The organism is Bradyrhizobium sp. SZCCHNR1051 (assembly GCF_032489615.1).
Classification (GTDB): Bacteria; Pseudomonadota; Alphaproteobacteria; order Rhizobiales; family Xanthobacteraceae; genus Bradyrhizobium.
In genome coordinates this window covers 140,343-163,146 of sequence record NZ_JAUEYJ010000013.1, presented here as the reverse complement: position 1 = coordinate 163,146, position 22,804 = coordinate 140,343, and the positions used below count along the sequence as shown (strand labels likewise).

20 protein-coding genes and 1 riboswitch are annotated in these 22,804 nt (G+C 65.0%); of the genes, 13 read left to right on the top strand and 7 right to left on the bottom strand.

The genetic code is table 11. The features are described from left to right. Positions 1-16 precede the first annotated feature (16 nt). Positions 17-1,681, top strand: coding sequence for an aminotransferase class III-fold pyridoxal phosphate-dependent enzyme (locus tag QW868_RS17860; RefSeq protein ID WP_410051304.1), 1,665 nt, complete (start codon positions 17-19; stop codon positions 1,679-1,681). A gap of 275 nt (positions 1,682-1,956) precedes the next feature. Here the strand turns inward: QW868_RS17860 and QW868_RS17855 are convergent, their stop codons facing one another. The 3 genes from QW868_RS17855 to QW868_RS17845 all read right to left on the bottom strand — a co-directional run bounded on the left by QW868_RS17855 (position 1,957) and on the right by QW868_RS17845 (position 4,529). After that, a complete protein-coding gene (locus tag QW868_RS17855) occupies positions 1,957-2,589 on the bottom strand; it encodes a hypothetical protein (protein WP_315811700.1) in 633 nt (210 codons plus the stop codon). A gap of 144 nt (positions 2,590-2,733) precedes the next feature. After that, entirely contained in the window at positions 2,734-3,423 is a 690-nt protein-coding gene (locus QW868_RS17850; protein WP_315738560.1) for a class I SAM-dependent methyltransferase, read from the bottom strand. 50 nt (positions 3,424-3,473) lie between these two features. Continuing rightward, a complete protein-coding gene (locus QW868_RS17845; RefSeq protein ID WP_315796711.1) occupies positions 3,474-4,529 on the bottom strand; it encodes a glycosyltransferase family 1 protein in 1,056 nt (351 codons plus the stop codon). A 355-nt stretch (positions 4,530-4,884) separates the two neighbouring features. On the opposite strand from QW868_RS17845, the gene QW868_RS17840 reads away from it, so the two are divergent. The 4 genes from QW868_RS17840 (at position 4,885) to QW868_RS17825 (ending at position 10,064) form a co-directional block, all read left to right on the top strand. Beyond that, positions 4,885-5,583, top strand: a complete 699-nt coding sequence (locus tag QW868_RS17840) for a L,D-transpeptidase (protein ID WP_316231076.1) — start codon at positions 4,885-4,887, stop codon at positions 5,581-5,583. A gap of 255 nt (positions 5,584-5,838) precedes the next feature. Further along, positions 5,839-7,476: a DUF4403 family protein gene (locus QW868_RS17835; protein ID WP_315738563.1), complete on the top strand. Its 1,638-nt coding sequence runs from the start codon at positions 5,839-5,841 to the stop codon at positions 7,474-7,476. A 411-nt stretch (positions 7,477-7,887) separates the two neighbouring features. Then, complete coding sequence (locus tag QW868_RS17830; protein WP_315717811.1) at positions 7,888-8,628, top strand: response regulator; 741 nt, start codon at positions 7,888-7,890, stop codon at positions 8,626-8,628. 23 nt (positions 8,629-8,651) lie between these two features. Next, a complete protein-coding gene (locus QW868_RS17825) occupies positions 8,652-10,064 on the top strand; it encodes an ATP-binding protein (RefSeq protein ID WP_316231110.1) in 1,413 nt (470 codons plus the stop codon). 71 nt (positions 10,065-10,135) lie between these two features. On the opposite strand, the gene QW868_RS17820 is transcribed toward QW868_RS17825, so the two are convergent. From QW868_RS17820 to QW868_RS17810, 3 genes are all read right to left on the bottom strand, one after another. Further along, positions 10,136-10,672 carry a PRC-barrel domain-containing protein gene (locus QW868_RS17820; protein WP_315811696.1) on the bottom strand — a complete coding sequence of 179 codons (537 nt, stop codon included), beginning with the start codon at positions 10,670-10,672 and terminating at the stop codon, positions 10,136-10,138. A gap of 586 nt (positions 10,673-11,258) precedes the next feature. Beyond that, complete coding sequence (locus QW868_RS17815; RefSeq protein WP_315772004.1) at positions 11,259-11,507, bottom strand: hypothetical protein; 249 nt, start codon at positions 11,505-11,507, stop codon at positions 11,259-11,261. A gap of 149 nt (positions 11,508-11,656) precedes the next feature. Further along, on the bottom strand, positions 11,657-13,144 hold the full coding sequence (locus QW868_RS17810; protein WP_316231109.1) for a hypothetical protein: 1,488 nt from the start codon (positions 13,142-13,144) through the stop codon (positions 11,657-11,659). A 215-nt stretch (positions 13,145-13,359) separates the two neighbouring features. On the opposite strand from QW868_RS17810, the gene QW868_RS17805 reads away from it, so the two are divergent. The 8 genes from QW868_RS17805 (at position 13,360) to QW868_RS17770 (ending at position 21,353) form a co-directional block, all read left to right on the top strand. Beyond that, positions 13,360-14,139 (top strand): lytic transglycosylase domain-containing protein, encoded by a 780-nt coding sequence (locus tag QW868_RS17805; RefSeq protein WP_316231075.1) that lies wholly within the window; start codon positions 13,360-13,362, stop codon positions 14,137-14,139. Positions 14,140-14,218: 79 nt separating this feature from the next. Continuing rightward, positions 14,219-14,329: riboswitch (TPP riboswitch) on the top strand. Beyond that, positions 14,317-15,330, top strand: a complete 1,014-nt coding sequence (locus QW868_RS17800; RefSeq protein WP_316158177.1) for an FAD-dependent oxidoreductase — start codon at positions 14,317-14,319, stop codon at positions 15,328-15,330. (Overlaps the previous riboswitch by 13 nt.) Beyond that, positions 15,321-15,518, top strand: a complete 198-nt coding sequence (thiS, locus tag QW868_RS17795; protein ID WP_315781926.1) for a sulfur carrier protein ThiS — start codon at positions 15,321-15,323, stop codon at positions 15,516-15,518. The genes QW868_RS17800 and thiS overlap by 10 nt, the downstream gene beginning before the upstream one ends. Positions 15,519-15,741: 223 nt before the next feature. Continuing rightward, positions 15,742-16,524, top strand: coding sequence for a thiazole synthase (locus QW868_RS17790; RefSeq protein WP_316231074.1), 783 nt, complete (start codon positions 15,742-15,744; stop codon positions 16,522-16,524). Beyond that, on the top strand, positions 16,511-17,119 hold the full coding sequence (locus tag QW868_RS17785) for a thiamine phosphate synthase (RefSeq protein ID WP_316231073.1): 609 nt from the start codon (positions 16,511-16,513) through the stop codon (positions 17,117-17,119). Before QW868_RS17790 ends, QW868_RS17785 begins: the two co-directional genes overlap by 14 nt. 387 nt (positions 17,120-17,506) lie before the next feature. Then, positions 17,507-19,408, top strand: a complete 1,902-nt coding sequence (thiC, locus tag QW868_RS17780) for a phosphomethylpyrimidine synthase ThiC (RefSeq protein WP_316231072.1) — start codon at positions 17,507-17,509, stop codon at positions 19,406-19,408. 273 nt (positions 19,409-19,681) lie between these two features. Continuing rightward, on the top strand, positions 19,682-20,908 hold the full coding sequence (locus QW868_RS17775; RefSeq protein ID WP_316231071.1) for a hypothetical protein: 1,227 nt from the start codon (positions 19,682-19,684) through the stop codon (positions 20,906-20,908). 61 nt (positions 20,909-20,969) lie between these two features. Then, on the top strand, positions 20,970-21,353 hold the full coding sequence (locus tag QW868_RS17770) for a RidA family protein (protein WP_316231108.1): 384 nt from the start codon (positions 20,970-20,972) through the stop codon (positions 21,351-21,353). Positions 21,354-21,494: 141 nt separating this feature from the next. On the opposite strand, the gene QW868_RS17765 is transcribed toward QW868_RS17770, so the two are convergent. Next, a complete protein-coding gene (locus tag QW868_RS17765; protein WP_316231070.1) occupies positions 21,495-22,778 on the bottom strand; it encodes an IS701 family transposase in 1,284 nt (427 codons plus the stop codon). Positions 22,779-22,804: the final 26 nt, after the last annotated feature.

The window sequence follows — 22,804 nt, the reverse complement described above, 5'->3', positions numbered from 1 at the left end:
GTTAGCGCTTTTGGACATGATGGAAAACTCGATTCCTTATGTATCGCTCGCCGTTGGCGCTGCCGTGACGGCCGCCGTCGCCCCGAAGGTCAAGGCCCGCATCGAATTGTCGCGCGCCAAGCACCGCTCGCTGGCCGGCCATTCCAAGATGTCGCGCCGGATCTCGAAGCTGATCCCGCGCTATGAGTTCGACATCGACGACTTCTTCCGCTCCGACGGCGCTCCGCCGGATGTCGCGACCCGGCGGCAGGATGGCTTCTTCCGGCTCGGCACGCTGTTCCAGGAGAAGTTCGCCAAGAGCCGCGCGCTGACGGCGGAAGCCGCGAGCCGCATCTCCGATCTGCAGTTCACGCAGTCCTACCGCGTGCCGTTCCAGTACAGCCGGCTGGTCAAGGAGCAGCTCGGCGCCGGCTCGTTCATGCAGGCCTCCTCCGGCGTGACCCTGACCGATCTCGACGGCAACCGGTTCTACGATCTCACCGGCTCCTACGGCGTCAACATCTTCGGCTACGACTTCTACAAGGAGTGCATCGCGGCCGCCGAGCGGCGGGCGAGCGCGCTCGGCCCGGTGCTCGGGCTCTATCATCCGGTCGTCGCGGACAACGTGAAGCGCCTGACCGAGCTGTCCGGCATGGATGAGGTCTCCTTCCACATGTCCGGCACCGAGGCGGTGATGCAAGCCGTGCGGCTCGCCCGCTACCACACCGGCCGCAGCCATCTGGTGCGCTTCGCCGGCAGCTATCACGGCTGGTGGGGCGACGTGCAGCCCGGCGTCGGCAATCCGATCGCGCCGCACGAGACCTACACCTTGGCCGAGATGTCCGAGCGCACCCTGCACGTCCTGCGCACGCGCCGCGACATCGCCTGCGTGCTGGTCAATCCACTGCAGGCGCTGCATCCGAACGGCAATGCGCCTGGCGATTCCGCGCTGGTCGACTCCTCGCGCAAGGGCCGCTACGACCGCGCGGCCTACACCGCCTGGCTGAAGCAGCTGCGCGAGGTGTGCACGGAGCGCGGCATCGTGCTGCTGTTCGACGAGGTGTTCCTCGGCTTCCGGCTCGCGCCGGGCGGCGCGCAGGAGTATTTCGGCGTCGCAGCCGACATGGTGACCTACGGCAAGAGCCTCGGCGGCGGCCTGCCGATCGGCGTGGTCTGCGGCAAGCGCGAGCTGATGCGCCGCTTCCGCGACGACCGCCCGGCCGACATCTGCTTCGCCCGCGGCACCTTCAACTCGCATCCTTACGTGATGGCGGCAATGGACGAGTTCCTGAGCCGGCTCGACAGCCCGAACTTCCGCGCCATCTACGACGGCCTCGACGGGACCTGGAACGGCCGCGCCGCGCAACTCAACGCCGCACTGGCCGAGCACGAGCTGCCGGTGCGCGTCTCCAATATGCATTCGATCTGGCTGGTCGAGTACACCGTGCCGTCGCGTTACAATTGGATGCTGCAATACTACCTGCGTGCCGAGGGCCTGGCGCTGAGCTGGGTCGGTACCGGCCGCTTGATCTTCAGCCTGAACTACACCGACGCCGATTTTGCCGAGGTGACCAGGTGCTTCGTCACGGCAGCCGAGAAGATGAAGCAGGACGGCTGGTGGTGGAACGACGGCACCCTCACCAACAAGGCGATCAAGCGCCAGATCCTGAAAGAGATGCTCGGCGCCGCGGTCGGGCGCTGAGCTCGCTGCCACCCTCCCCTGGAGGGGGAGGGTCGCCTCACGGGGCGCGCAGCGGCGCGTGAGGCGGGGTGGGGTGATCTCTCGACGCAGTTCAGTGCTCGTGGAGAGATCACCCCACCCCGACGCCCGCTGCGCGCGCGTCGACCCTCCCCCTCCAGGGGAGGGTGGCACCGCCGCTTCGGCTTCGGGCGCGATCGATCTCACTTTGGCCTTCCCACAAACACCGATGCCCGGGACCGGCCCGGGCATCGCGCAACTCAAACGCAGCGTCCGGCTCAGGCGTGCTGCTCTTCGAGGCTCTCGCCCATCAGGTGCAGGCCGGGGTCGATCAGCTCGCCGCGCAGCAGCGCCAGCGGGGCCGAGCGATACTGCATGAAATCGTTGAACGGGTCGGTGATGATCTTGGTCATCCAGACGAGGCCGGTTTCGACGTCACGGATGAAGAACAGGTGCACGGTGCGGAACAGCAGCCCGCCGATGCCGATCACGAGCCACAGCTTGGCGGTCTCGCGCACGAAATCCATCGCCGAGGTCCAGGGCGGCAGCAGGCCGAATAGGGTCGGCTGCAGATAGAGCACCACGGGGGCCGCGGCCCAGATCGACATCAGCACGACCTTGCGCTGCAGATTGTAGCCGACCTTGATCTCTTCCTTGTGTTCGTGGGTCGCCTGGTTGACGTGGTCGTAGCCCTTCGGCTCGAAGAAGAAGTGGCCCGCCTGGCGCGAGGTCATCGATATCAGCCAGCCGATCAGCGCCGAGACCAGCGGATCGAACACCATCATGACATAGGCGATCATGAAGCTGAGCGCGCTGACGAAGTGGAGGCTCTGGTTGATGCGGCTGTGATGATAATAGCGGTGGTCGTCCCAGCGCTGGATCCGCAGCTGCTCCAGGAAATGCTTGATCATGGTTGCTCCGAAGAATGAGTTGCAGGCCGTGTACAGGGATTCGGTGTAGATCGTGTGACATCATCAAGATGTCACACGATCGGACGCAGCGAGACGTTGGGGACTACGGAGAACGCCGCAGCGGCGGCAGAGGGCTGCCGCGGCTCAGGCCGCGGCGGCACGCTCCAGCTTGCGGAAACGGACCAGCGAGAAATGGCCGAGCGGCGGGATCAGGCGGCGTTCGACCAGCTCCATGCGCTCGGCGCCGGCGAGCCAGCGGAGATAGCGCGACCAGCCGAACTCGGCGGTGCGGAAGCCGAGACGGCGGACCACCGGCTGCAACGCCTGCTCGATGACGCGGCGCAGGCCGTCGTCGGCGCTGACGCGGGTCAGGATGATCAGCTCGCCGCCCGGGCGCAGCACGCGCGCGAATTCGTCGAGCGCGACCTCCGGGTTCGGTACGGCGGTGACGACATATTGCGCCATCACGACGTCGAAGGAGTCGTCGGGGAAGTCGAGCTGCTCGGCGTCCATCACCGCGAGGCCCTCGACGTTCTTGAGCCGCTGGTCGGCGACGCGGCGCATCGCCTTGCCGAGCATCGCCTCGGAGATGTCGGTGCCGAACACGCGCACATGCGGCGCATAGAGCGGCAGCGAGATGCCGGTGCCGACGCCGACCTCGAGCACGCGGCCGCCGAGCTTGTTGGTGGCTGATATCGCGGCCTTGCGGCCCTTCTCGAACACGCCGCCGAACACGAGGTCGTAGATCGGTGCCCAGCGGTCATAGGCCTGCTCGACCTGCTCGCGATCGAAGTCGAGCTCCCGCGCGCCGTCGAGCTTCATGGTTTCTGCCATCGTTACATCTCACTTGGTTTGGAATTGATGGAGTGACGCAACATCTGCCGTCAGCCGCGCACGGCGCTCTGACCGGCCAGCACCGGGGTCGGACGCACGACGCGGGACGGCTGCAGCACGGCGAGATTGCCGATGAACTGGCGCGCGCTGTTCTCCCAGGAGCGGTCGAGCGCAAATGCGCGGCAGGTCTCCCGCGACATCGTCAGCGCCTTCAAACATGCTGCGCGCAGATCCCAGTCGATCGCTCCGATCGGATGATCGGCGATGACGTCGAGCGGACCGGTCACTGGGAAGGCCGCGACCGGCGTGCCGCAGGCCAGCGACTCCAGTTGCACCACGCCGAACGTATCGGTCAGGCTCGGAAACACGAAGACGTCGGCGGCGGCCATGTGCGCGGTCAGATCCTTGCCGGTCTTCTCGCCGAGGAAATGCGCCGTCGGAAACCGGCGCTCCAGCTCCGCCTTCTGCGGGCCGTTGCCGATCACGACCTTCGAGCCGGGCAGATCGAGCGACAGGAACGCCTCGAGGTTCTTCTCGACCGCAACGCGGCCGACCGTCATGAACACCGGACGCGGCAGATCGAGCGTGACAGGCTCATCCGGATTGAACAGTCTCGTATCGACACCGCGCGTCCAGAAGCCCAGCTTCTTGAAGCCGCGCGAAGCGAGATCCTGCTTCAGCGAATTGGTCGCCACCATGGTCATCGCAGCCGCATCATGGAAGCGGCGCATCACCCAGTAGCCGACGGCATCGGGGATGCCGGTGCGCACCGAGACATATTCCGGAAAGCGCGTCGTGTAGGACGTCGTGAACGGCAGGCCGTGGCGCAGACAGTAGCGGCGCACCGCCCAGCCGATCGTGCCTTCGGTGGCGATATGAATCGCATCCGGCGCGGCGGCCTCGATGCGCCGGGCAATCTCGCGGCCGTTGGTCACGGCGAGCCGCAGGCCCGGATAGGTCGGCACGCCGAACGATGGAAAGCCTTCCGGCGTGAGGAAGGTGATGTCGGCGCCGAGGCCGGCCGCCGCGCGCGCCAGCGAGGTGAGCGTGCGCACCACGCCGTTGACCTGCGGGTGCCAGGCGTCGGTTGCGATTAAGATCCGCATAAGGCGATCCGGAAAGTTGCAGCGATTCTGAACAGCCGCAAATTCCGACATTGTTATTTCAGGCGTGTGACGTCATCGAACTGTCGAAGGGTCTTTTTGCTCGCCCGCCGCTATTTTCCGCGCGATCCGTGGCGGCGTCGCACAGGCGCTGTCGTGAAACCGTCATGAAACAAACGGTTAAGCCGACGAAACCGTTTTGCGTGCAGCGCGCAAACGCAACGAAACTTTTCTCCCCTATGAGTTGCAGCATCAGGCGTGGGTCGAAGCGCCACAAAGAATGATGACTGGCAGCCGATTTTGACGACGCCGGCCGAGACAATGGCGGCGCACCAAACGATCAAACAAGGGGACGTCCATGTTCACGCCAGGCACAGTCCGTTCGCCATCCCGCATCCTGTTCGGTGCGCTGATCGTCGGCACGATCGTTGCCACAACGCCGACGCTGGCCGCGCCCCCGGCCCCGCTCCCCTTCCCTTTCCTGCTGCAGCCGCCAGTGGCGACCTACGAGCCGCCGGCAACGACGCCGCAACTGATCACGCCGCGCGAGGACGAGGCGACCGCCTATGAGTTGCCCCCGCGCCTGCGCCGCCAGGTCGTGAGCTACGCGGCCCGCGAAGCGCCCGGCACGATCATCATCGACACACCAAACAAGTATTTGTACTACGTGCTCGGCAACGGCCAGGCGATGCGCTACGGCATCGGCGTCGGCCGTGACGGATTCACCTGGTCGGGCGTGCAGTCGGTGACCAGGAAGGCCGAATGGCCGGACTGGACGCCGCCGCCGGAAATGATCGCGCGCCAGCCCTATCTGCCGCGTCACATGGCCGGCGGTCCCGGCAATCCGCTCGGCGCCCGCGCGATGTATCTCGGCGGCACCGTCTACCGCATTCACGGCACCAACGCGCCCGAGACGATCGGCACGCATGTGTCGTCGGGCTGCATCCGCCTGACCAATCAGGACGTGATCGAACTCTATTCCCGCGTCGGCGTCGGCGCCAAGGTGATCGTGCTGCCGATGGAGCGCCGCGCCGATCTCGGCCGCATGACCCGCTGACCTGCGCGGGCCGCACTGCTCGTTCCTTCTCCCGGATCCTCCCTGACTGGACCGCCGAGGCCCGAAAGCCGCGGCGGTCATTTCTTTGCGCGCATTTCACCATTCACCATCACGGCCGATTGATGGTGGCCTGCTTCATCGGCTGCCCTGGCGCGCCTCCGTCCGGCCCTGTAAGCTCGGCAATCTTGCATTAACCGCGATCTCGCCGCTTCCGGCACGAGCCGGCCCGTGGCAACTGGAGTCCGTGGATCCGACATGAATCTTCCGACGCCGCGACCGGATTGGCAAAGCAGACCTCATCCGCTCGCTCCGAGACCGCAGCAGCCACGGCGGCGCTCGCCGCCCCGGCTGCGGATGATCCTGATCGGCGCCGCCGGCCTTGCCGCCGTCGTGCTGATCGGCATCATCATCGCGGAGGTGTTTCTGTTCTCGGGCAGCACGCCGGCGCCGCAACTGACCCAACTGCCGCCGCTGCCGCCGGCCACGCGCAACTCGATCATCATGACGCCTGTGTCGATCTCGCTCGGCGCGATTCGTGACGCCGCCGAAAAGGCCGCGCCGCGCAACTTCTCCGGCAAGGCCGACAACCCCGTCAACCAGATCCTGCAGAACGCCGACATCGGCTGGACCGTCACCCGCGGCGTCATCGCCGCCACCGGCACCCAGGACACATTGTCCCTGGCGACGCCGCTCTCGGGCCGGCTGAACGTCACCGGATCGCTGTCCGCCAAGGCGACCGGCGCGCTCGGCGATGCCATCGGCGGCCTGCTCGGCTCGGATGCCGCCAAGCAGATCGGCGGCATCAACATCAAGAATCTGAACGCCACCGCCGACATCAAGGGCAACGTCCTGATCGCGATGCGGCCGCGGCTCGCCGCCTCATGGTATGTCGAGCCGAATTTCGCCGCCCAGGTCAATCTCGGCGACACCGCGCTGACCGTAGCGGGTGCCCGCGTCAACGTGCCGGCGCAGATGAAGCCGATCATCGACAAGACCGTCAATGAGCAACTCAGCGCGCTCAGCGACAGGCTGCGCAAGGACCCGACCATCCGACGCGTGGCGCAGGCGCAATGGGCCCGCGCCTGTCGCTCGGTGCCGCTGCAGGGCACCGCGCCCGGACTGCCCGCCGTCTGGCTCGAGATCAAGCCGACGCGCGCGTTGGCCGCGCAGCCCGCGATCGATGCCAACGCAGTCAGCGTCACCATGGGAATCGAAGCGGAGACCCGGGTCACGGCGGCCGAGACCAAGCCGGAGTGTCCGTTCCCCGATAAGATTACGATCATTCCGCCCACCGCCGGAACTATCAATGTCGCGGTTCCGATCGACGTCCCCTTCACCGAGCTCAGCAAGCTCGTCGATTCGCAACTTGCGGGGCGGACATTCCCCGAGGACGGCTCCGGCCCGGTCGCGGTCACCGTCAAGCATGCGACCGTCGTGCCCTCGGGCGACCGGCTGCTGATCTCGCTGCAGGTCAAGGGCAAGGAGAAGGAGAGCCTCTTCGGCTTCGGCGCCGATGCGACCGTGCACATCTGGGGACGCCCCATGGTGGATCAGGCGCAGCAGATTCTGCGGCTGTCCGACCTGCAGCTCGCCGTCGAATCCGACGCGGCATTCGGCCTGCTCGGCGCCGCCGCTCGCGCCGTGGTGCCGCATCTGCAACGCGCGCTGCTGGAACGTTCGGTGGTCGATCTCAAGCCTTTCGCCGACAACGTCCGCGATAAGATCGCCACGGCGGTCGCCGAGCTGCAGAAGAACGAGAACGGCATCCGCGTCGATACCGACATCAACAATCTCGCTTTGACCGACATCGCCTTCGACGCCACCGTGCTGCGCGTGATCGCCTCGGCGGAGGGCACGATGTCGGTTCGAGTCAATACATTGCCAGGACTGTAACGGCCCGTTGCTACGCCTGGACGACGACGCCTTGCCGAAGCCGGCGGCAATTCGTGATCCTCGACGGCCGAGGCCACTTCAGGAGCAGGATATGGGAAGCCAAATGGATGGCGCCGTTAGTCTGGCGATCGACAAATAGACGGACGCGAGGCATCGACGGCTTCGTCATCATTCCGCTTCACGACCGATCTGGTATTATCATCCGCAAGCGCATAGCCGGACCGTCATGCGCGGCGCGGACGCGAGACGGGACCGTGGCGCTCCCGCCACTGCGCGGGCTTGACGCGCTCTCACGAAAGCCGCAACACGGCGCAGAGAGATGTCGTCGGGCCCTTTCCGCGCGCCCGTCGCAGGAAACATTCCGTAACAAAATTCTTCGCAAAACGCCGCGATTCTAGGTCACTTGTCGGTATGGCCCAGACACAACCACACATTCTTGTCGTCGAGGACGACCGCGAGACGCGGACGCTGATCGCAAAATATCTGCGCAACAATGCCTGCAACGTGACCACCGCGACCGACGGCCGCGAGATGACCCGCATCATGGGCGACCACCGTGTCGATCTCCTGATCCTCGACGTGATGCTGCCCGGCGAGGACGGCCTGACCTTGTGCCGCAAGCTGCGCGCGGAGTCGCAAGTGCCGATCATCATGCTCACCGCGCGCGGCGAGGACGTCGATCGCATCCTCGGACTGGAGATGGGCGCCGACGACTATCTGCCGAAGCCGTTCAATCCGCGCGAGCTGCTCGCCCGCATCAACGCGGTGCTGCGCCGGCAGGCGGCCGCGATGACGGCGAGCGCAACCGAAGGCGCGACCGCGCTGAGCTTCCTCGGCTGGACGATCGACTTCCGGCTGCGCGAGCTGCGCAATCCCGAGGGCGCGCGCGTGGCGATGACCAGCGCCGAGTTCGATCTGCTCCGCACCTTCTGCGAGCGGCCGGGCCGCGTGCTGTCACGCGACAGCCTGCTCGACCTGACGCAGGGCCGCAGCGCCGGCTCGTTCGAGCGCTCGATCGACGTGCTGGTCAGCCGCATCCGCCGCAAGATCGAGCCAGACCCGCAGGAGGCCACCATGATCAAGACCGTGCGCTCCGGCGGCTACATGTTCACGCCCGTCGTCGAGGTGGTGACCGGCCCGCAAAGCCATTGACCATCGGATCGAATGGCGATGTCATGATGTCGTTCGGTTTTCTCAACCTCAAGGGAATCCGCGGCCAGATCACGGCGCTGGTGGCCATTTCGATCGTGGCGCTCCACGCCATCATCACTGCGACATTCCTGATCTATCGTGCCGAGCAGCCCGACCCCGAAAACGAGGTTGGGCCGTTCCAGCTCGCGACCGCCATCCGCATTCTTGGCCGCGCCCCTGCTGCCGAACGACCTCGGCTGATCTCCGACATCGCTCGTGCCTATCCTGAGTTCGAGCTCAAGCCTCACGCGGGACCTCTGCCGGGTGATCCCGGTCGCCTGCACGAGCCGGCCGGCCCCGACGTCGGCGCCGGGAGCGGTGGCGACGAGCGCCGCCCGGCCCCTCCGGAGATGGCTGACGGACGGCCTCACGGTCCAGGCGGCTTTCGCGGCCTTGGCCCAGGCTATCGCATCTTCATGCCGCCGCCCGGCTCCCAGACGCGCACCGTCATCTTCGCTCTGCCCGATGGCAACATGGTCTCGGCCCGAATGGTCGACCGGCCGCACCGGCCGCCGTTCTGGGGTGCGCCCTGGCTGACGACGATCATGTTCGCGCTGATCAGCATGACGCTGCTCGGCCTGTGGGCCGCGCGCGCACTGACATCGCCGCTGTCGGGCTTCGCGAAGGCCGCCGAGAATTTCAGCCTCGACGGCGATGCGCCGGAATTGCCCGAGCGCGGACCGGAGGAGATCCGATCGTTGGCGCGCGCTCTCAACCGGATGCGCCAACGCATCACGGCGCTGATGAACGACCGCACCAAGATGCTGGCGGCCATCAGCCACGATCTGCGGACACCGCTGACCCGCATGCGGCTGCGCTGTGAGTTCGTCGAGGACGAGCTGCAGCGCAGCCGCATGCTGGCCGATCTCGATCAGATGCATGCGATGCTGGGCTCGGTGCTGTCGTTCCTGCGCAACGGCCGCAAGCTCGAGCCGATGACGCTGGTCGATATCGCGAGCATCCTGCAGCTCGTCGCCGACCAGTTCGCCGACGTCGGCCACAGCGTCACCTATATCGGCCCGGCGCACGCAATGGCGACGGTGCGGCCCGACGACCTGATGCGCTCGGTCACCAATCTGGTCGAGAACGCCGTGAAGTACGGCAAGGAAACGGTCATCAGGTTAACTGCGTCGGGGAAGCGCCTGACGATCGATGTGGAGGATGACGGACCCGGGATCGCCGATGCGCGCAAGCCCGACATGCTGGAGCCGTTCGTGCGCGGCGACGATGCCCGCAACATGGACGAGGCCACCGGCTTCGGGCTTGGCCTGTCGATCGCGAAGGCGATCGTCCAGGCTCATGGCGGCGAACTGTCGCTGCACGATCGCAGGCCGCACGGGCTGATCGCCCGCATCGAGCTGCCGCTCGGCCAGACCACCTTGCGCCCCGCAGCATGACGCGCGAACGCGCCCGGACAAGCCAGGCGCGCCGCGATCGAGACGAGCAGCTATTTTCGTCGGCGATGCCGTTACTGGGAGTACTTGAACTCGGGCATCGACTTCAGCTGGTCCTTGGTCGCGTTGATCATCGCGTGATCGGGATACCAGCGGTTCTTCGTGGAGCTCATCGACGAGGACGAAGTGCCGGTGGCCGCACCAGTCGTGGTCGTGGCCGGCGGCGTGGTCGAGGACGTGGTGCCGGAGGCCGGGGCATTCGACGCAGTGCTTGCCTGAACCGGCTGATCCGAGAACTTGATCTGATCGAACGAGACGGCGACGAGGTGCTCGCCCATGCCGAGGAAGCCGCCGACGCCGATCACGACGCCCTTGACCGCGCCGCTCTTGTCGACCAGCAGGTCGTCGATCGAGCCGACATTCTCGTTGTTGTTGTTGTAGACCTTCACGCCAACGAGCTTCGAGCTGCGCCAGTCGCCCTGATACGATGCCGCCGTGGTGCTGGCATGGGTCGTGGTCGTCGTGGTCGAGGTCGTGCTCTCCGCAGCGAAAGCCGCCGTCGCGAGCAACAGGGAACCGGCGAGGCCGGCCGCAACAGTTTTCATCACCATGTGGTGTCTCCTCTCAATGTGTATGGTGACGAGAGAACTGCAGCCGCCCCCCAGCGTTCCGTGGGAACTACGATTTCGTCATTTTGCGCGACAAGCCGCCTCGGTGCAGCTCGACAACGTCGTTTTGTGACACTCGGGAGCGCGCCGGGCCGGCGAGCTGAAGCCGGAATCGAGTTTGAGGAGAGCGTTCGACTGGGAGCCCGTGCAACCGGAAGAGCCGCCCCTCACAGCAGAGGACTGCGAGTCGGCGGTCTTCGTTGAGCCGCGCGCGTCGAGCACGGATCCCGCAACGCGGTTCGATGCTCACCTCCCGCAGGTCAATCGCATCTGGAAGAGGCTGGCCGCCCGATACGCCCGCCTGCGGCGGGCTCCTCGGGACGAGGGCTGCTTGGCAAGATCCAAGCCCTCATAAATCCAAGCCCTCGTGGTGAGCGTCTCGAACCAGGGGGCCACGACGGCTCAGCCCATAGGAGATTGCCCTGCCCGCCGACTGCGTCAGGGCCATCTCATTCGGGACGACTGGTCGGTCGATCGACGAAAACTCCGAGCTTCGATATTTCCGAGAGAGCGGCGCATTCTGAATCAGCTACGCGGCCATCGCGCCGTCCTCATCGACGGCCTCGGCATAGAACGCGATGGTCTCGTAGCGATAGTCGCAGAGACGGCAGTGCCAGAGATAGGCGGTGCGCCGCCCATCCTTCTCGACCCAGGCCGGCAGCGCGATCGGCTCGCCACATTGGGCGCAGGGATTGTTGCGCGGCAGGTCGAGGACGCGCATCGCGGATTGCGCGTTGTCGAAATTGCGAAACTGGATATCGGCTGCCTTCACGGCCATCACGCGCTCCCTCTCTGTTCAGTCTTCTTGAATGAGTCAGGCATGCTGTCGAACTGACGGCGGGATCATAGCCGCGCAGCGGCTGATTTGCACGCGCCGGGATGCCGCGCGACATCCGACCTCACGAGGATGGGATCAATGCGCTTGATTCAATTGCGGCTGGTGTCCACCGCGGGTTCCGCCGTGTGGCGGGCGGCCGCCTTGCGCAGATGGATGGTGGCGATGTCGTCGGCATAAACCTTCTGCCAGCCGTCGACGTGATCGAGCAGCTTGGTCGCCGCACTCTGCGTGCGCAGCAGGGTCGCCTCGATGTCGTAGTCCTTGAGCAGGCGGAACAGATTGTCCGGCTCCATCAGGCCGGAGGCGGCATTGTGATCGACGAAGAACTTTTCGCCATAGAGCTCGGTGCGGCCGTCGATGAACGGCGCGACACCGGCTGAGATCAGGTAGCCGCCGAAATCATAGTCATTGAGGACCCGCGTGAGGTTGAGCTTCTTCAGCTCGGTCACGGCTGCGACCGGGGTGCCGCGCATGTTCGGCGTGTAGTTCAGGATCGCGGCCGATGCGATGGTGCCGGCGCCGAGCGCGAGCATCACCGCCGCCGTCAGCGCGGCTCCCGACGCGCGCGCCTGCGGCAGCACGGGCAACGCGCCCGCCTGCCGGGCCAGCGGCGCGGCGAGCACCAGCGGCCCGACCAGCGCCAGGATCTCCGCCGCGCGCGCCTGCGCCAGCGCCATGTGCAGCAGGCCGACCAGCATCAGGATGCGCACCGGCGGCAGCCTGAGGCCGTGGAACAGCGCGAACCCGATCGCGATCAGCAGGCAGATCTCGAACGGGCCGAGGCCCTGGAAATCGGTCGCCTTCCATTCCACGATCAGCGGCAGCGCCTGTCCCAGCGACAGGATCTTCTGCGACGCCAGCAGCGCGTTCCAGCCATAGGGCGTGCAGCAGCTCGCCGCCAGCGCGAGCGCCGCAAACCCCGCCCAGCGCAGCGCCAGGCTGGAGCGGACCGAGCGATCGGCGTTGACCAGCGAGTCGAGTGCGGCGGGCGCGATGAAGAACAGGCCGAACACGAAGCCGCCATGCAGATTGGCCCATAGCGCGATCAGCAGCGCCAGCGGCCATGGCGGCGCGTCCTTGCGATCGGCGGCGTCGATCAGACCGGCGATCCAGGCGACCAGGATGGGAAACGCCAGCACATGCGGCCGCGCCAATAGATGCGGCAGGCAGAGCAGGAACGCCGCGACCACGAACACCAATGTCGTGCTGTCGCGCAGATGCCGGCCGAGCGCACGCGCGAACAGCGCAAAGGACAGCGCAATCGCCGACGCCGCCAGCACCACCGGTCCGGTCCAGCCGGCGAACTTGTAGGCGGCGGCATAGGCGACCTGCGCCAGCCATTGCGTGGAGATCCACGGCGCGCCGCGCATGGTGAAGGAATAGACGTCGACCTCGGGCACCGTGCGGTGGTCGATGATCCACTGCCCCACCGTGATCTGCCACAACGTGTCGGGATCGTTGAGCAGCCGGTTGCCGGAGATCAGCAGCAGCGCATAGACGCCGGCGCCGACCCACAGCGGCAGCAGCGCCTGCGCGCGCCCGGCGGTCGCTTCGGTGTGGGTGACGGACAGCGTCATCGCGGCATGGCCCCATTGGCGGAATTGCTCCGCCAGCCAAGCATGCACGGTATAATTCGCGGTAAACCGCCGGCGCATCCGGACTCGACCCGGCGTCTTCGCCCCATTCCTGCCACATTATCGCCCGGCGTTTGCGCCAATTACGGTGTGCAAAGTGTAAAGCGCGTGCTGGGGGGCTACTCGGCATGCGTGTGGTTCCCGGGGGATCCTGACACATGAGACGTCTCGTGCTGACGGCCTGCATTGCAGGCTTCGCGATGGCTGGTCCCGTGCCGTTCGCCGTGGCTGCCGATGATGCGAGCACCGCATCGGACAGTGCAGCCAAACCGAAGGCCGGCAAGGTCAAGCTCGCCCATGTCCGCTCTGACGGCAGGGAGCTGGCCGTACGCAGCGCGGTGACCAAGGCCGCGCGCGAGGTCGAGGCGATCGAGGCCGTCAGCAGCGCCGACACCTCGCCGCCGATGGACGCCAATGCCTCAGCGCCAGCCGACACCGATGCCGCTGCGGCCGAGCCCCGCGAGGCCGAGCGCAAGGCGGCCGAGGCCAAGCCGCGCCACATCGACACCGGCCATCCGCATATCGACGCGCTGGTGGCGGTGCACGCCGCCGCCAACAACATTCCGGAATCGCTGATCCACCGCGTCATCGTGCGCGAGAGCAAATACCAGAAGGACCTGGTCGGCCGCTGCGGCTGCATCGGCCTGATGCAGATCAAGCTCGGCACCGCGCGCGGCCTCGGCTACACCGGCGACGCGCAGGGCCTGCACGATCCGAACACCAACCTCACCTATGGCGTGCGCTATCTCGCCGGCGCCTACCGTGCCGCCCGCGGCGACCACGACCGCGCCGTGCTCTACTTCGCCAGGGGCTATTACGAGGAGGCCAAGCGGCAGCGCCTGGCCGACGCGCGGCCCGCCGGCCGCTCCGAGCGGACGAGCGCCCCGCTCGACATCACCCCAAAGATTGCAACCGGCCGCCACGCGCGGGCGCACTGATCGCCATTGGTTCCAAGGGCCGTCGGCATTGTCTTTCCGTGACACTCCGTTGACACGGGGGGATATCGGTCTATTTTAAGCGCGTTCCGAGGGGAGCTCCGAGGGGAGCTGAGATACCGCAGCGATGTGCGGTGACCCTTTGAACCTGATCCGGGTCATGCCGGCGAAGGGACAGGGATGCAGCAGACAACCACGCGCGGGGATGTCCCCGTTTCCATCATCGGTGCGGGCATCGCGGGTGCCTGGCAAGCCCTGCTGCTCGCGCGGGCCGGCCATCACGTCACCTTGCACGAGCGCAGCGACGCCGATCTGATGCTCTCCACCAGCCATTGGGCCGGCGGCATGCTCGCGCCCTATTGCGAGAGCGAGGTCGCCGAGCCGATCATCAGCCGGCTCGGGCTCGCCTCGCTCGACATCTGGCGGCGCGAGCTGCCGGACACGCCGTTCAACGGTTCGCTGGTGATCGCGCATGCCCGCGACCGCGCCGACTACGACCGCTTCGCCCGCCGCACCTCCGGCTATCAGCGGCTGGACGCGCAGCAGCTTGCAGCGTTGGAGCCGTCGCTGGAGGGCCGCTTCCGTGAGGGCCTGTTCTATCCGACCGAGGGCCATGTCGAGCCACGCCGCGTGCTGCCGAAGCTGCATCAGCGCATCGTCGAGGCCGGCGGCCGGGTGCTGTTCAACAGCGACGTCACGGCTGATGATCTCGACGGCCTCGTGATCGACTGCCGCGGGCTGGAGGCGCGCGACGCCGAGCCCGAGCTGCGCGGCGTCAAGGGCGAGATGATCCTGATCGAGACCGCCGAGGTGCAGCTCGCGCGGCCCGTGCGGCTGATGCATCCGCGCTTCCCGCTCTATCTGATCCCGCGCGAGGACAATTTGTTCATGCTGGGGGCGACCTCGCTCGAGGCCGAGGACACCGGCGTCAGCTTGCGCTCGGCGCTGGAATTGCTCGGTGCCGCCTACTCCGTGCATCCCGCATTCGGCGAGGCCCGCATCCTCGAATTCGGCTCAGGGCTCAGGCCGGCCTATCCCGACAATCTGCCGCGCATCACCATCAAGGGCGAGCGCGAGATCCGCGTCAACGGCCTCTATCGCCACGGCTTCCTGATCGCCCCCGCGCTGGCGCAGGCGACGCTGAACTACATCTCGCACGGCCAGATCGACAACGAGGTGATGCGATGCGCGTGACCGTCAATGGCGAGGCCCGCGACATCGCCGCGACCTCCGTCGCCGCGCTGCTCTCCGAGCTCGACTACGAGGGCACCCATTTCGCGATCGCGCTGAACTACGACGTCGTGCCGAGGAGCCGCTGGGCCGAGACGCAGCTCAAGACCGGCGACGAGATCGAGATCATCACGCCCCGGCAGGGAGGGTGAAGTTCATGGAGCGCTCGCTTGCGCCACGCACTCCGCTGTCGTCCCGGCGAACGCCGGGACCCATAGCCACCGGCTTTTGTGTTGAAGCTCGATCTCTCCCACCGAGGTCCCACGCGAGATCACGCGGTATGGGTCCCGGCGTTCGCCGGGACGACGTGGGGAGAGAAAGTCGCGCCCCGCGCAGACAGGGGATGACAGCCTCATTCGGGGAGAAACCTTTCCCATGCTGAAATTCTACGACAAGACCTTCACCTCCCGCCTGCTGATCGGCACCGCGCTCTACCCATCTCCGGCCATCATGCAGGACGCGATCCGCGCCTCGGGCGCGCAGATCGTCACCGTGTCGCTGCGGCGCGAGGCGGCCGGCGGCAAGACCGGCGACGCTTTCTGGAAGCTGATCAACGAGCTGAATGTCACGGTGCTGCCGAACACCGCCGGCTGCCGCAGCGTGCGCGAGGCGGTGACGACCGCCAAGCTCGCGCGCGAATTGTTCGGCACGAGCTGGATCAAGCTCGAGGTGATCGGCGACAACGACACCCTGCAGCCCGACGTGGTCGGGCTCGTCGAAGCCGCGACCATCCTGATCAAGGACGGTTTCGAGGTCTTCCCCTATTGCACCGAGGATCTCACGGTCGCGATGCGCCTGGTCGATGCCGGCTGCAAGGTCGTGATGCCCTGGGCGGCGCCGATCGGCTCGGCCAAGGGCATCACCAATCGCGATGCGCTCAAGCTCCTACGCGACCGCCTGCCTGACATCAGCCTCGTCGTCGACGCCGGCCTCGGCGCGCCCTCGCACGCGGCGGAAGCGCTCGAGCTCGGCTACGACGCCGTGCTGCTCAACACCGCGGTGGCAAAAGCCGCCGACCCGGTCGCGATGGCGCGCGCGTTCCGGCTCGGCTGCGAGGCCGGCCGCACCGCCTTTGAGGCCGGGCTGATGGACGCCCGTGATTTCGCCTCGCCCTCCACTCCTGTCGTTGGGACACCGTTCTGGCATGCCGTATCCTGACCGCTTCTATCCCGTCGTCGACAGCCTCGCCTGGGTCGAGCGCCTGACCAGGCTCGGCGTCGGCACCGTGCAGTTGCGCGCGAAAGACCTCAATGACGGCGAGGCGCTGCAGATCGTCACCGACGCGCTCGCCATCACCAAGGGCACCGCGACCAGGCTGATCGTCAACGACTACTGGCGCGCCGCGATCGTCGCCGGCGCCGCGCACGTCCATCTCGGCCAGGAGGATCTCGCCGACGCCGACGTCGCCGCGATCAAGGAGGCCGGCCTGACGCTCGGCCTCTCGACGCATGACGATGCCGAGCTGGAGACCGCGCTCGCCGCCAAGCCCGACTACGTCGCGCTCGGTCCGATCTTCCCGACGACGTTGAAGGCCATGCGCTTCGCGCCGCAGGGCATCGCGAAGATCACCGAGTGGAAGAAGCGCGTCGGCACGATTCCGCTGGTCGCGATCGGCGGTATCAAGCTGGAGCAGGCCGCGGAGATCTTTGCCGCCGGCGCCGATTCCATCGCGGTCGTCAGCGACGTCACGCAGAACGTAGACCCCGACGCCCGCGTCCGCGCCTGGCTCGATGCGACGAAGGAGCCGGCCTGATGCGCGCCACTATTGCGAATGCGTCTGAGAGCGATTGGGCCCCGACCTCGCCCCACACGAGCTCGTTCCCTCCCCCCTTGTGGGGGAGGGCTAGGGAGGGGGGTGAGCCACGAGCACCGAACGCGGGGTTACCCCCCTCCCCAACCCTCCCCCACAAGGGGGGAGGGAGCCTGAACAGCATCCGCCCCTTACGTCGACAACTCATTTTCGCCCTCGGCTCGGTACGAGCGAGCAACTGGCATGAGGCTCAACTCTCTCCGCCGTCATTGCGAGCGAAGCGACGCAATCCAGAGCCACGCGTGCCGCCCTGGATTGCTTCGTCGCAAGTGCTCCTCGCAATGACGTCCCCCATTCACTCCGATAACAACAATTGATCAGGAGGATCCCATGAACATCCGCTCCAATCCCGACACCACCCTGCCCGCCGTCACCACCGGCCCGCTGCCCTCCTCGCGCAAGATCTACGCGACCCCGGAGTCCGCGCCCGACCTGCGCGTGCCGCTGCGCGAGATCATCCTCTCCGAAGGCGCCGGTGAGCCCAACCTGCCGGTCTACGACACCTCCGGCCCCTACACCGACCCGACCGTGACGATCGACGTCAACGCCGGCCTGTCGCGCGCCCGCATTGCCTGGGTGCGCGAGCGCGGCGGTGTCGAGGAATATGTCGGCCGCGACATCAAGCCCGAGGACAACGGCAATGTCGGCGCCGACAAGGCCGCAAAAGCGTTCACCGCGCACCACAAGCCGTTGCGTGGCCTCGACGGCCACAAGATCACCCAGCTCGAATTCGCCCGCGCCGGCATCATCACCAAGGAGATGATCTACGTCGCCGAGCGCGAGAATCTCGGCCGCAAGACCCAGCTCAAGCGCGCCGAGGCCGCGCTCGCCGACGGCGAGAGCTTCGGCGCCGAGGTCCCGGCCTTCATCACCCCGGAGTTCGTGCGCTCCGAGATCGCGCGCGGCCGCGCCATCATCCCCTGCAACATCAATCACGCCGAGCTCGAGCCGATGATCATCGGCCGCAACTTCCTGACCAAGATCAACGCCAATATCGGCAACTCGGCGGTGACCTCCTCGGTCGAGGAGGAGGTGGACAAGATGGTGTGGGCGATCCGCTGGGGCGCCGACACCGTGATGGACCTCTCGACGGGCCGCAACATCCACACCACCCGCGAATGGATCCTGCGCAATTCGCCGGTGCCGATCGGCACCGTGCCGATCTACCAGGCGCTGGAGAAGTGCAACGGCGACCCGGTGCAGCTGACCTGGGAGCTCTACAAGGACACCCTGATCGAGCAGTGCGAGCAGGGCGTCGACTACTTCACCATCCATGCCGGCGTGCGGCTGGCCTACATCCACCTCACCGCGAGCCGCGTCACCGGCATCGTCTCGCGTGGCGGCTCGATCATGGCCAAGTGGTGCCTCGCGCATCACAAGGAGAGCTTCCTCTATACGCATTTCGAAGAGATCTGCGACATCATGCGCAAGTATGACGTCTCGTTCTCGCTCGGCGACGGCCTGCGCCCGGGATCGATCGCGGACGCCAACGACCGCGCGCAATTTGCTGAACTGGAAACGCTTGGCGAACTGACCAAGATCGCCTGGGACAAGGGCTGCCAAGTCATGATCGAAGGCCCCGGCCACGTGCCGATGCACAAGATCAAGATCAACATGGACAAGCAGCTCAAGGAGTGCGGCGAGGCACCGTTCTATACGCTCGGGCCGCTGACCACCGACATCGCGCCGGGCTACGACCACATCACCTCAGGCATCGGTGCCGCCATGATCGGCTGGTTCGGCTGCGCCATGCTGTGCTACGTGACTCCGAAGGAGCATCTCGGTCTCCCCGACCGCAACGACGTCAAGGTCGGCGTCATCACCTACAAGATCGCCGCCCACGCCGCCGATCTCGCCAAGGGCCATCCCGCAGCGCAGCTCCGCGACGACGCGCTGTCCCGCGCCCGCTTCGACTTCCGCTGGACCGACCAGTTCAACCTCGGCCTCGATCCGGAGACCGCAAAGCACTTCCACGACGAGACCCTGCCGAAGGAAGCCCACAAGGTCGCGCATTTCTGCTCGATGTGCGGCCCGAAATTCTGCTCGATGAAGATCACCCAGGACGTCCGCGACTACGCCGCGACGCTGAACGATCCGGCGACGGTCGGCATGACCATCAGCGGCACCATCGAGGACGGCATGGCCCAGATGAGCGCCAAGTTCAAGGAAATGGGCGGCAGCGTGTATCTCGATGCGGAGAAGGTGAAGGAGAGCAACAAGGCGTTGTCCTGAAGCCGCGCCCCGCTCTCTCCATCGTCATGGCCGGGCGCAGACCCGGCCATCCATCAAAGCCGGGCGAAAGCCCGGCTTTTTGTTTGACCAAGTTCACGAATCGTTCTATTGGCCCTCATAGTAGAATAGGACAAGGGAGCTTAGTTGGTTAGGCGCACACCGTGAGCTGTGCGGACTGTAGCCGGCATACTCCACTGCAACGCCTGACTGAGTGCCTCTTAGCGAACAAGGCTAATTTGTTTGTACGACGGCCTATTAAGGCTCGGATTGGCCATGTCTTACAATGCGAAAGTTTTTCGTATCCTTATCGCCTCACCATCGGACGTTGGCGAAGAAAGAGAAATTGCGGTAGATACGATACAGGCATGGAATGATCTAAACTCTTCTGAGCGCCAGATCGTTCTCTTACCCCTTCGATGGGAAACGCACAGCTCCCCCGAATTTGGTCATCGACCTCAGGAAGTTATCAACAGACAAGTAGTGGATCACTGCGATCTCCTGGTCGGTATTTTTTGGACGAGAGTCGGCTCGCCGACCGGAGCCGCAGACAGCGGCACCGTAGAAGAGATCGAGCGCGTTGCACAACAAGGCAAGCCGGTCATGCTATACTTCTCTCAGGCGAAGCAAGATCCCGGCACAATCGACTTGGAGCAACTTAGGCGCCTTAGAGAGTTCAAAGGAAAGACCTTCCCTAGAGCGCTTGTAGAGCACTTCTCCAATCAGATTGAATTTCGCGACAAGCTTTGGCGTCAACTTGAAATTCAGATAAGAACTTTGTTGGCGGAGGAGAACAAAAGCGGCAACAATGTTAACCTCAGCAGCAGGACCGAAATTCAATTTGGATTTGCTGATCCAAGCAGCGGAAAGCTGGTTGGCTCTGAGATGGACCTAAAGACGACATCTATAAACGTCAGCGGCATCGAAGAACTGCCAAACCACGGAGAGAGCGCCGACCCGACCAAAACATCGACGGGGTTACTTAGCGGACTGTTTGAGGACAATAACAAAGACTATTATCGAAAGATGGCCAAGTATCTAGTAACCGAAAATCTCTTTCGGCCGATACGATTCTGGCTTAAAAACTCTGGGGGAGTTGGAGCGCGAGATATATACGTTGATATTAGAATTTCGATGAAAGACTCTCAGCTCTTAGCCCTTCCTTTCGCCGAAATCCAACGACCAACTCCTCGGCGATCAGAGACCTCTATTATCTGGCACCCAACATTTCTTGACAAACGCTCGCAAGTCGAAGAAATAGGGAATCTAAAGGTTACTAGACTAGAGCTTCCAGCCCTTCAGCCTCAAAGGGAAATAAGTCCTGAAGCAACGGTCATGATTGGCGCACGGCATTCAGGTCTAGTGTCTGTGGAAGCTCGGATCTATGCGGATAGCCTGCCCGAACCGGTTTCGCACACGCTTCAAATCAATTGGACTGTGCAAGAGGTCAGTTTGACAGCGCATCAACTGCTCGAACAATCTGGAATCACTCTACGAAAATAGATAGTTCGACATCGATCACAGCGGTCGTTGATCTTAATGTTTTTCGCCAGTGTAAATGATATTGCCCATTCACCACATCCCCGCCCCGCCTCACATCAAGGCCCCGCCGCTGTCGTTCGGCACCCGCGTCGGCGATCTCCTCTTCGTCTCCGGCATTCCCGGCTTCGATGCCCACGGCAACCTGCCCGACAATTTCGAGGCGCAGTTCGCCAACGTCGTGACGAACTTCACCCGCGTCCTGACCGAAGGCGGCGCTGATATTCGCGACCTCGTCAAGGTCAACGTGCTGCTGACGCGCGCCGCTGATGTTGCGACCATGAACCGGCTCTACGCCGCGGCGTTCGGGCCGGCGCCGTATCCGGCGCGCACCACCTGCGTGGTGGTGGCGCTGCCTGATCCGAAGATGCTGATCGAGATCGAGGGCGTCGCGGCCGTGAAACGGTAGGGTGGGTTAGTACTACTGCGTCACAAATTTCTTCTTTTTGGCTTCGGGACAAGACCGCAACATGGGCATCGAGGCAAGGTTCTGGCCAGCACTCGAGTCAGCCGTATGCGCATGGTTGCAATCGAGTTCGGGATGTGGCGTTCAGGCCGCACGGGCGGCGCCTCTGGGTCGATAATCGTCGGGTAAGGCAGGCGCCTGGATTGTCCAGGTGGAACGCGATCCTGAGGGGGGAATCGTCGCCTGCTCGGCGATGAGGAAGCCGTAAGCCGCGATACACAGCGTGGCGTGGTGATGGAAGCCGCGCCAGCCGCGTCCCTCGTAGTGGCCGAGCCCGATCTCCTGCTTCAGCTCTTCATAGTCGCGCTCGACCCTCCAGCGCAGCTTGGTGAAGTCGACAAGCTTCCTGAAGGTGGTTGTCGCGGGCAATGTCGAGAGCCAGTATCTGGTCGGCTCCTTTTCCTCTTTGGGCCATTCGATCAGCAGCCACTCCGATTTCAGTTGCTCCGGGATCAGCTTGTTGTGCCCGACACGAACGCGTACCCGGGCGAAGCGCGATGACAGCCATTCGGCCGAACCCTGGCGCCACCGGATCGTGTGCCAAGCCTCCTTTGGCAGGCCACACGCCACCTTCTTGGCCGAGACCAGGTCAGGCTCGTCACGACGACCCGTGTTGTTCTGCGGCTTTCCTTTCCGCCGTGGACCGCTCCCGGGTGGCCACATCAGGGTGTTGGGCAGAATGCCCGCGACATAGGTCAATCCGAGCGCCGTGATCTCCGTGCGCAGTTGCGAGTCACGGCCGTAACCGGAGTCCATCAAGACCACCCCGCGCGGCAGACCGGCTTCGCATGAAGAGCGGATCTGCTCGATCGCGATCTTCGACTTGGTCTTGAACTTGATGTCTTTGGGCACGCCCGCCTTCTTTCGTCGCGTGCGGTCCTTGGTCCAGACGTCCGGCAGATACAGCCGATAGGCCACCGGCAGGCTGGCGGCGTGATTGGCGATCGACAGCGTCACCGCCACCTGGCAATTGGCCTGCTTACCGAGCTCGCCACAATATTGGTGGTGCACGCCGACCGAATGCTTACCCTTCTTCGCAAACGAGGTGTCGTCGAGAATCCAGGCCTCGATCGGCCCGGCTTTCTCCATCGCCGGCAGCACCATCTCGCACACCTTGGCCAGTACCTTCTCGTCCGACCAGGGTGAGGCATTGACGAAGTGCAGCAGCGACTGATGCTGGGCCGCCGTGCGCGCCGGAGCCGTCCTGGCCGCCATTGGTTCTACGCTCTTGCGCTCCCCGGGCAGCATCAGGCCTGTACAATAATCGTGAAGCGGGTTTACTCTGTCCGCGTGCCCGATCTCGCTCGCGAGACCTTCGACATAGGTTGAAAATCGACGCGCACTGGCTTCCTCAGGCTTGAGATCCATTCGACCCTCCCGCGCGTGAAAGTCTG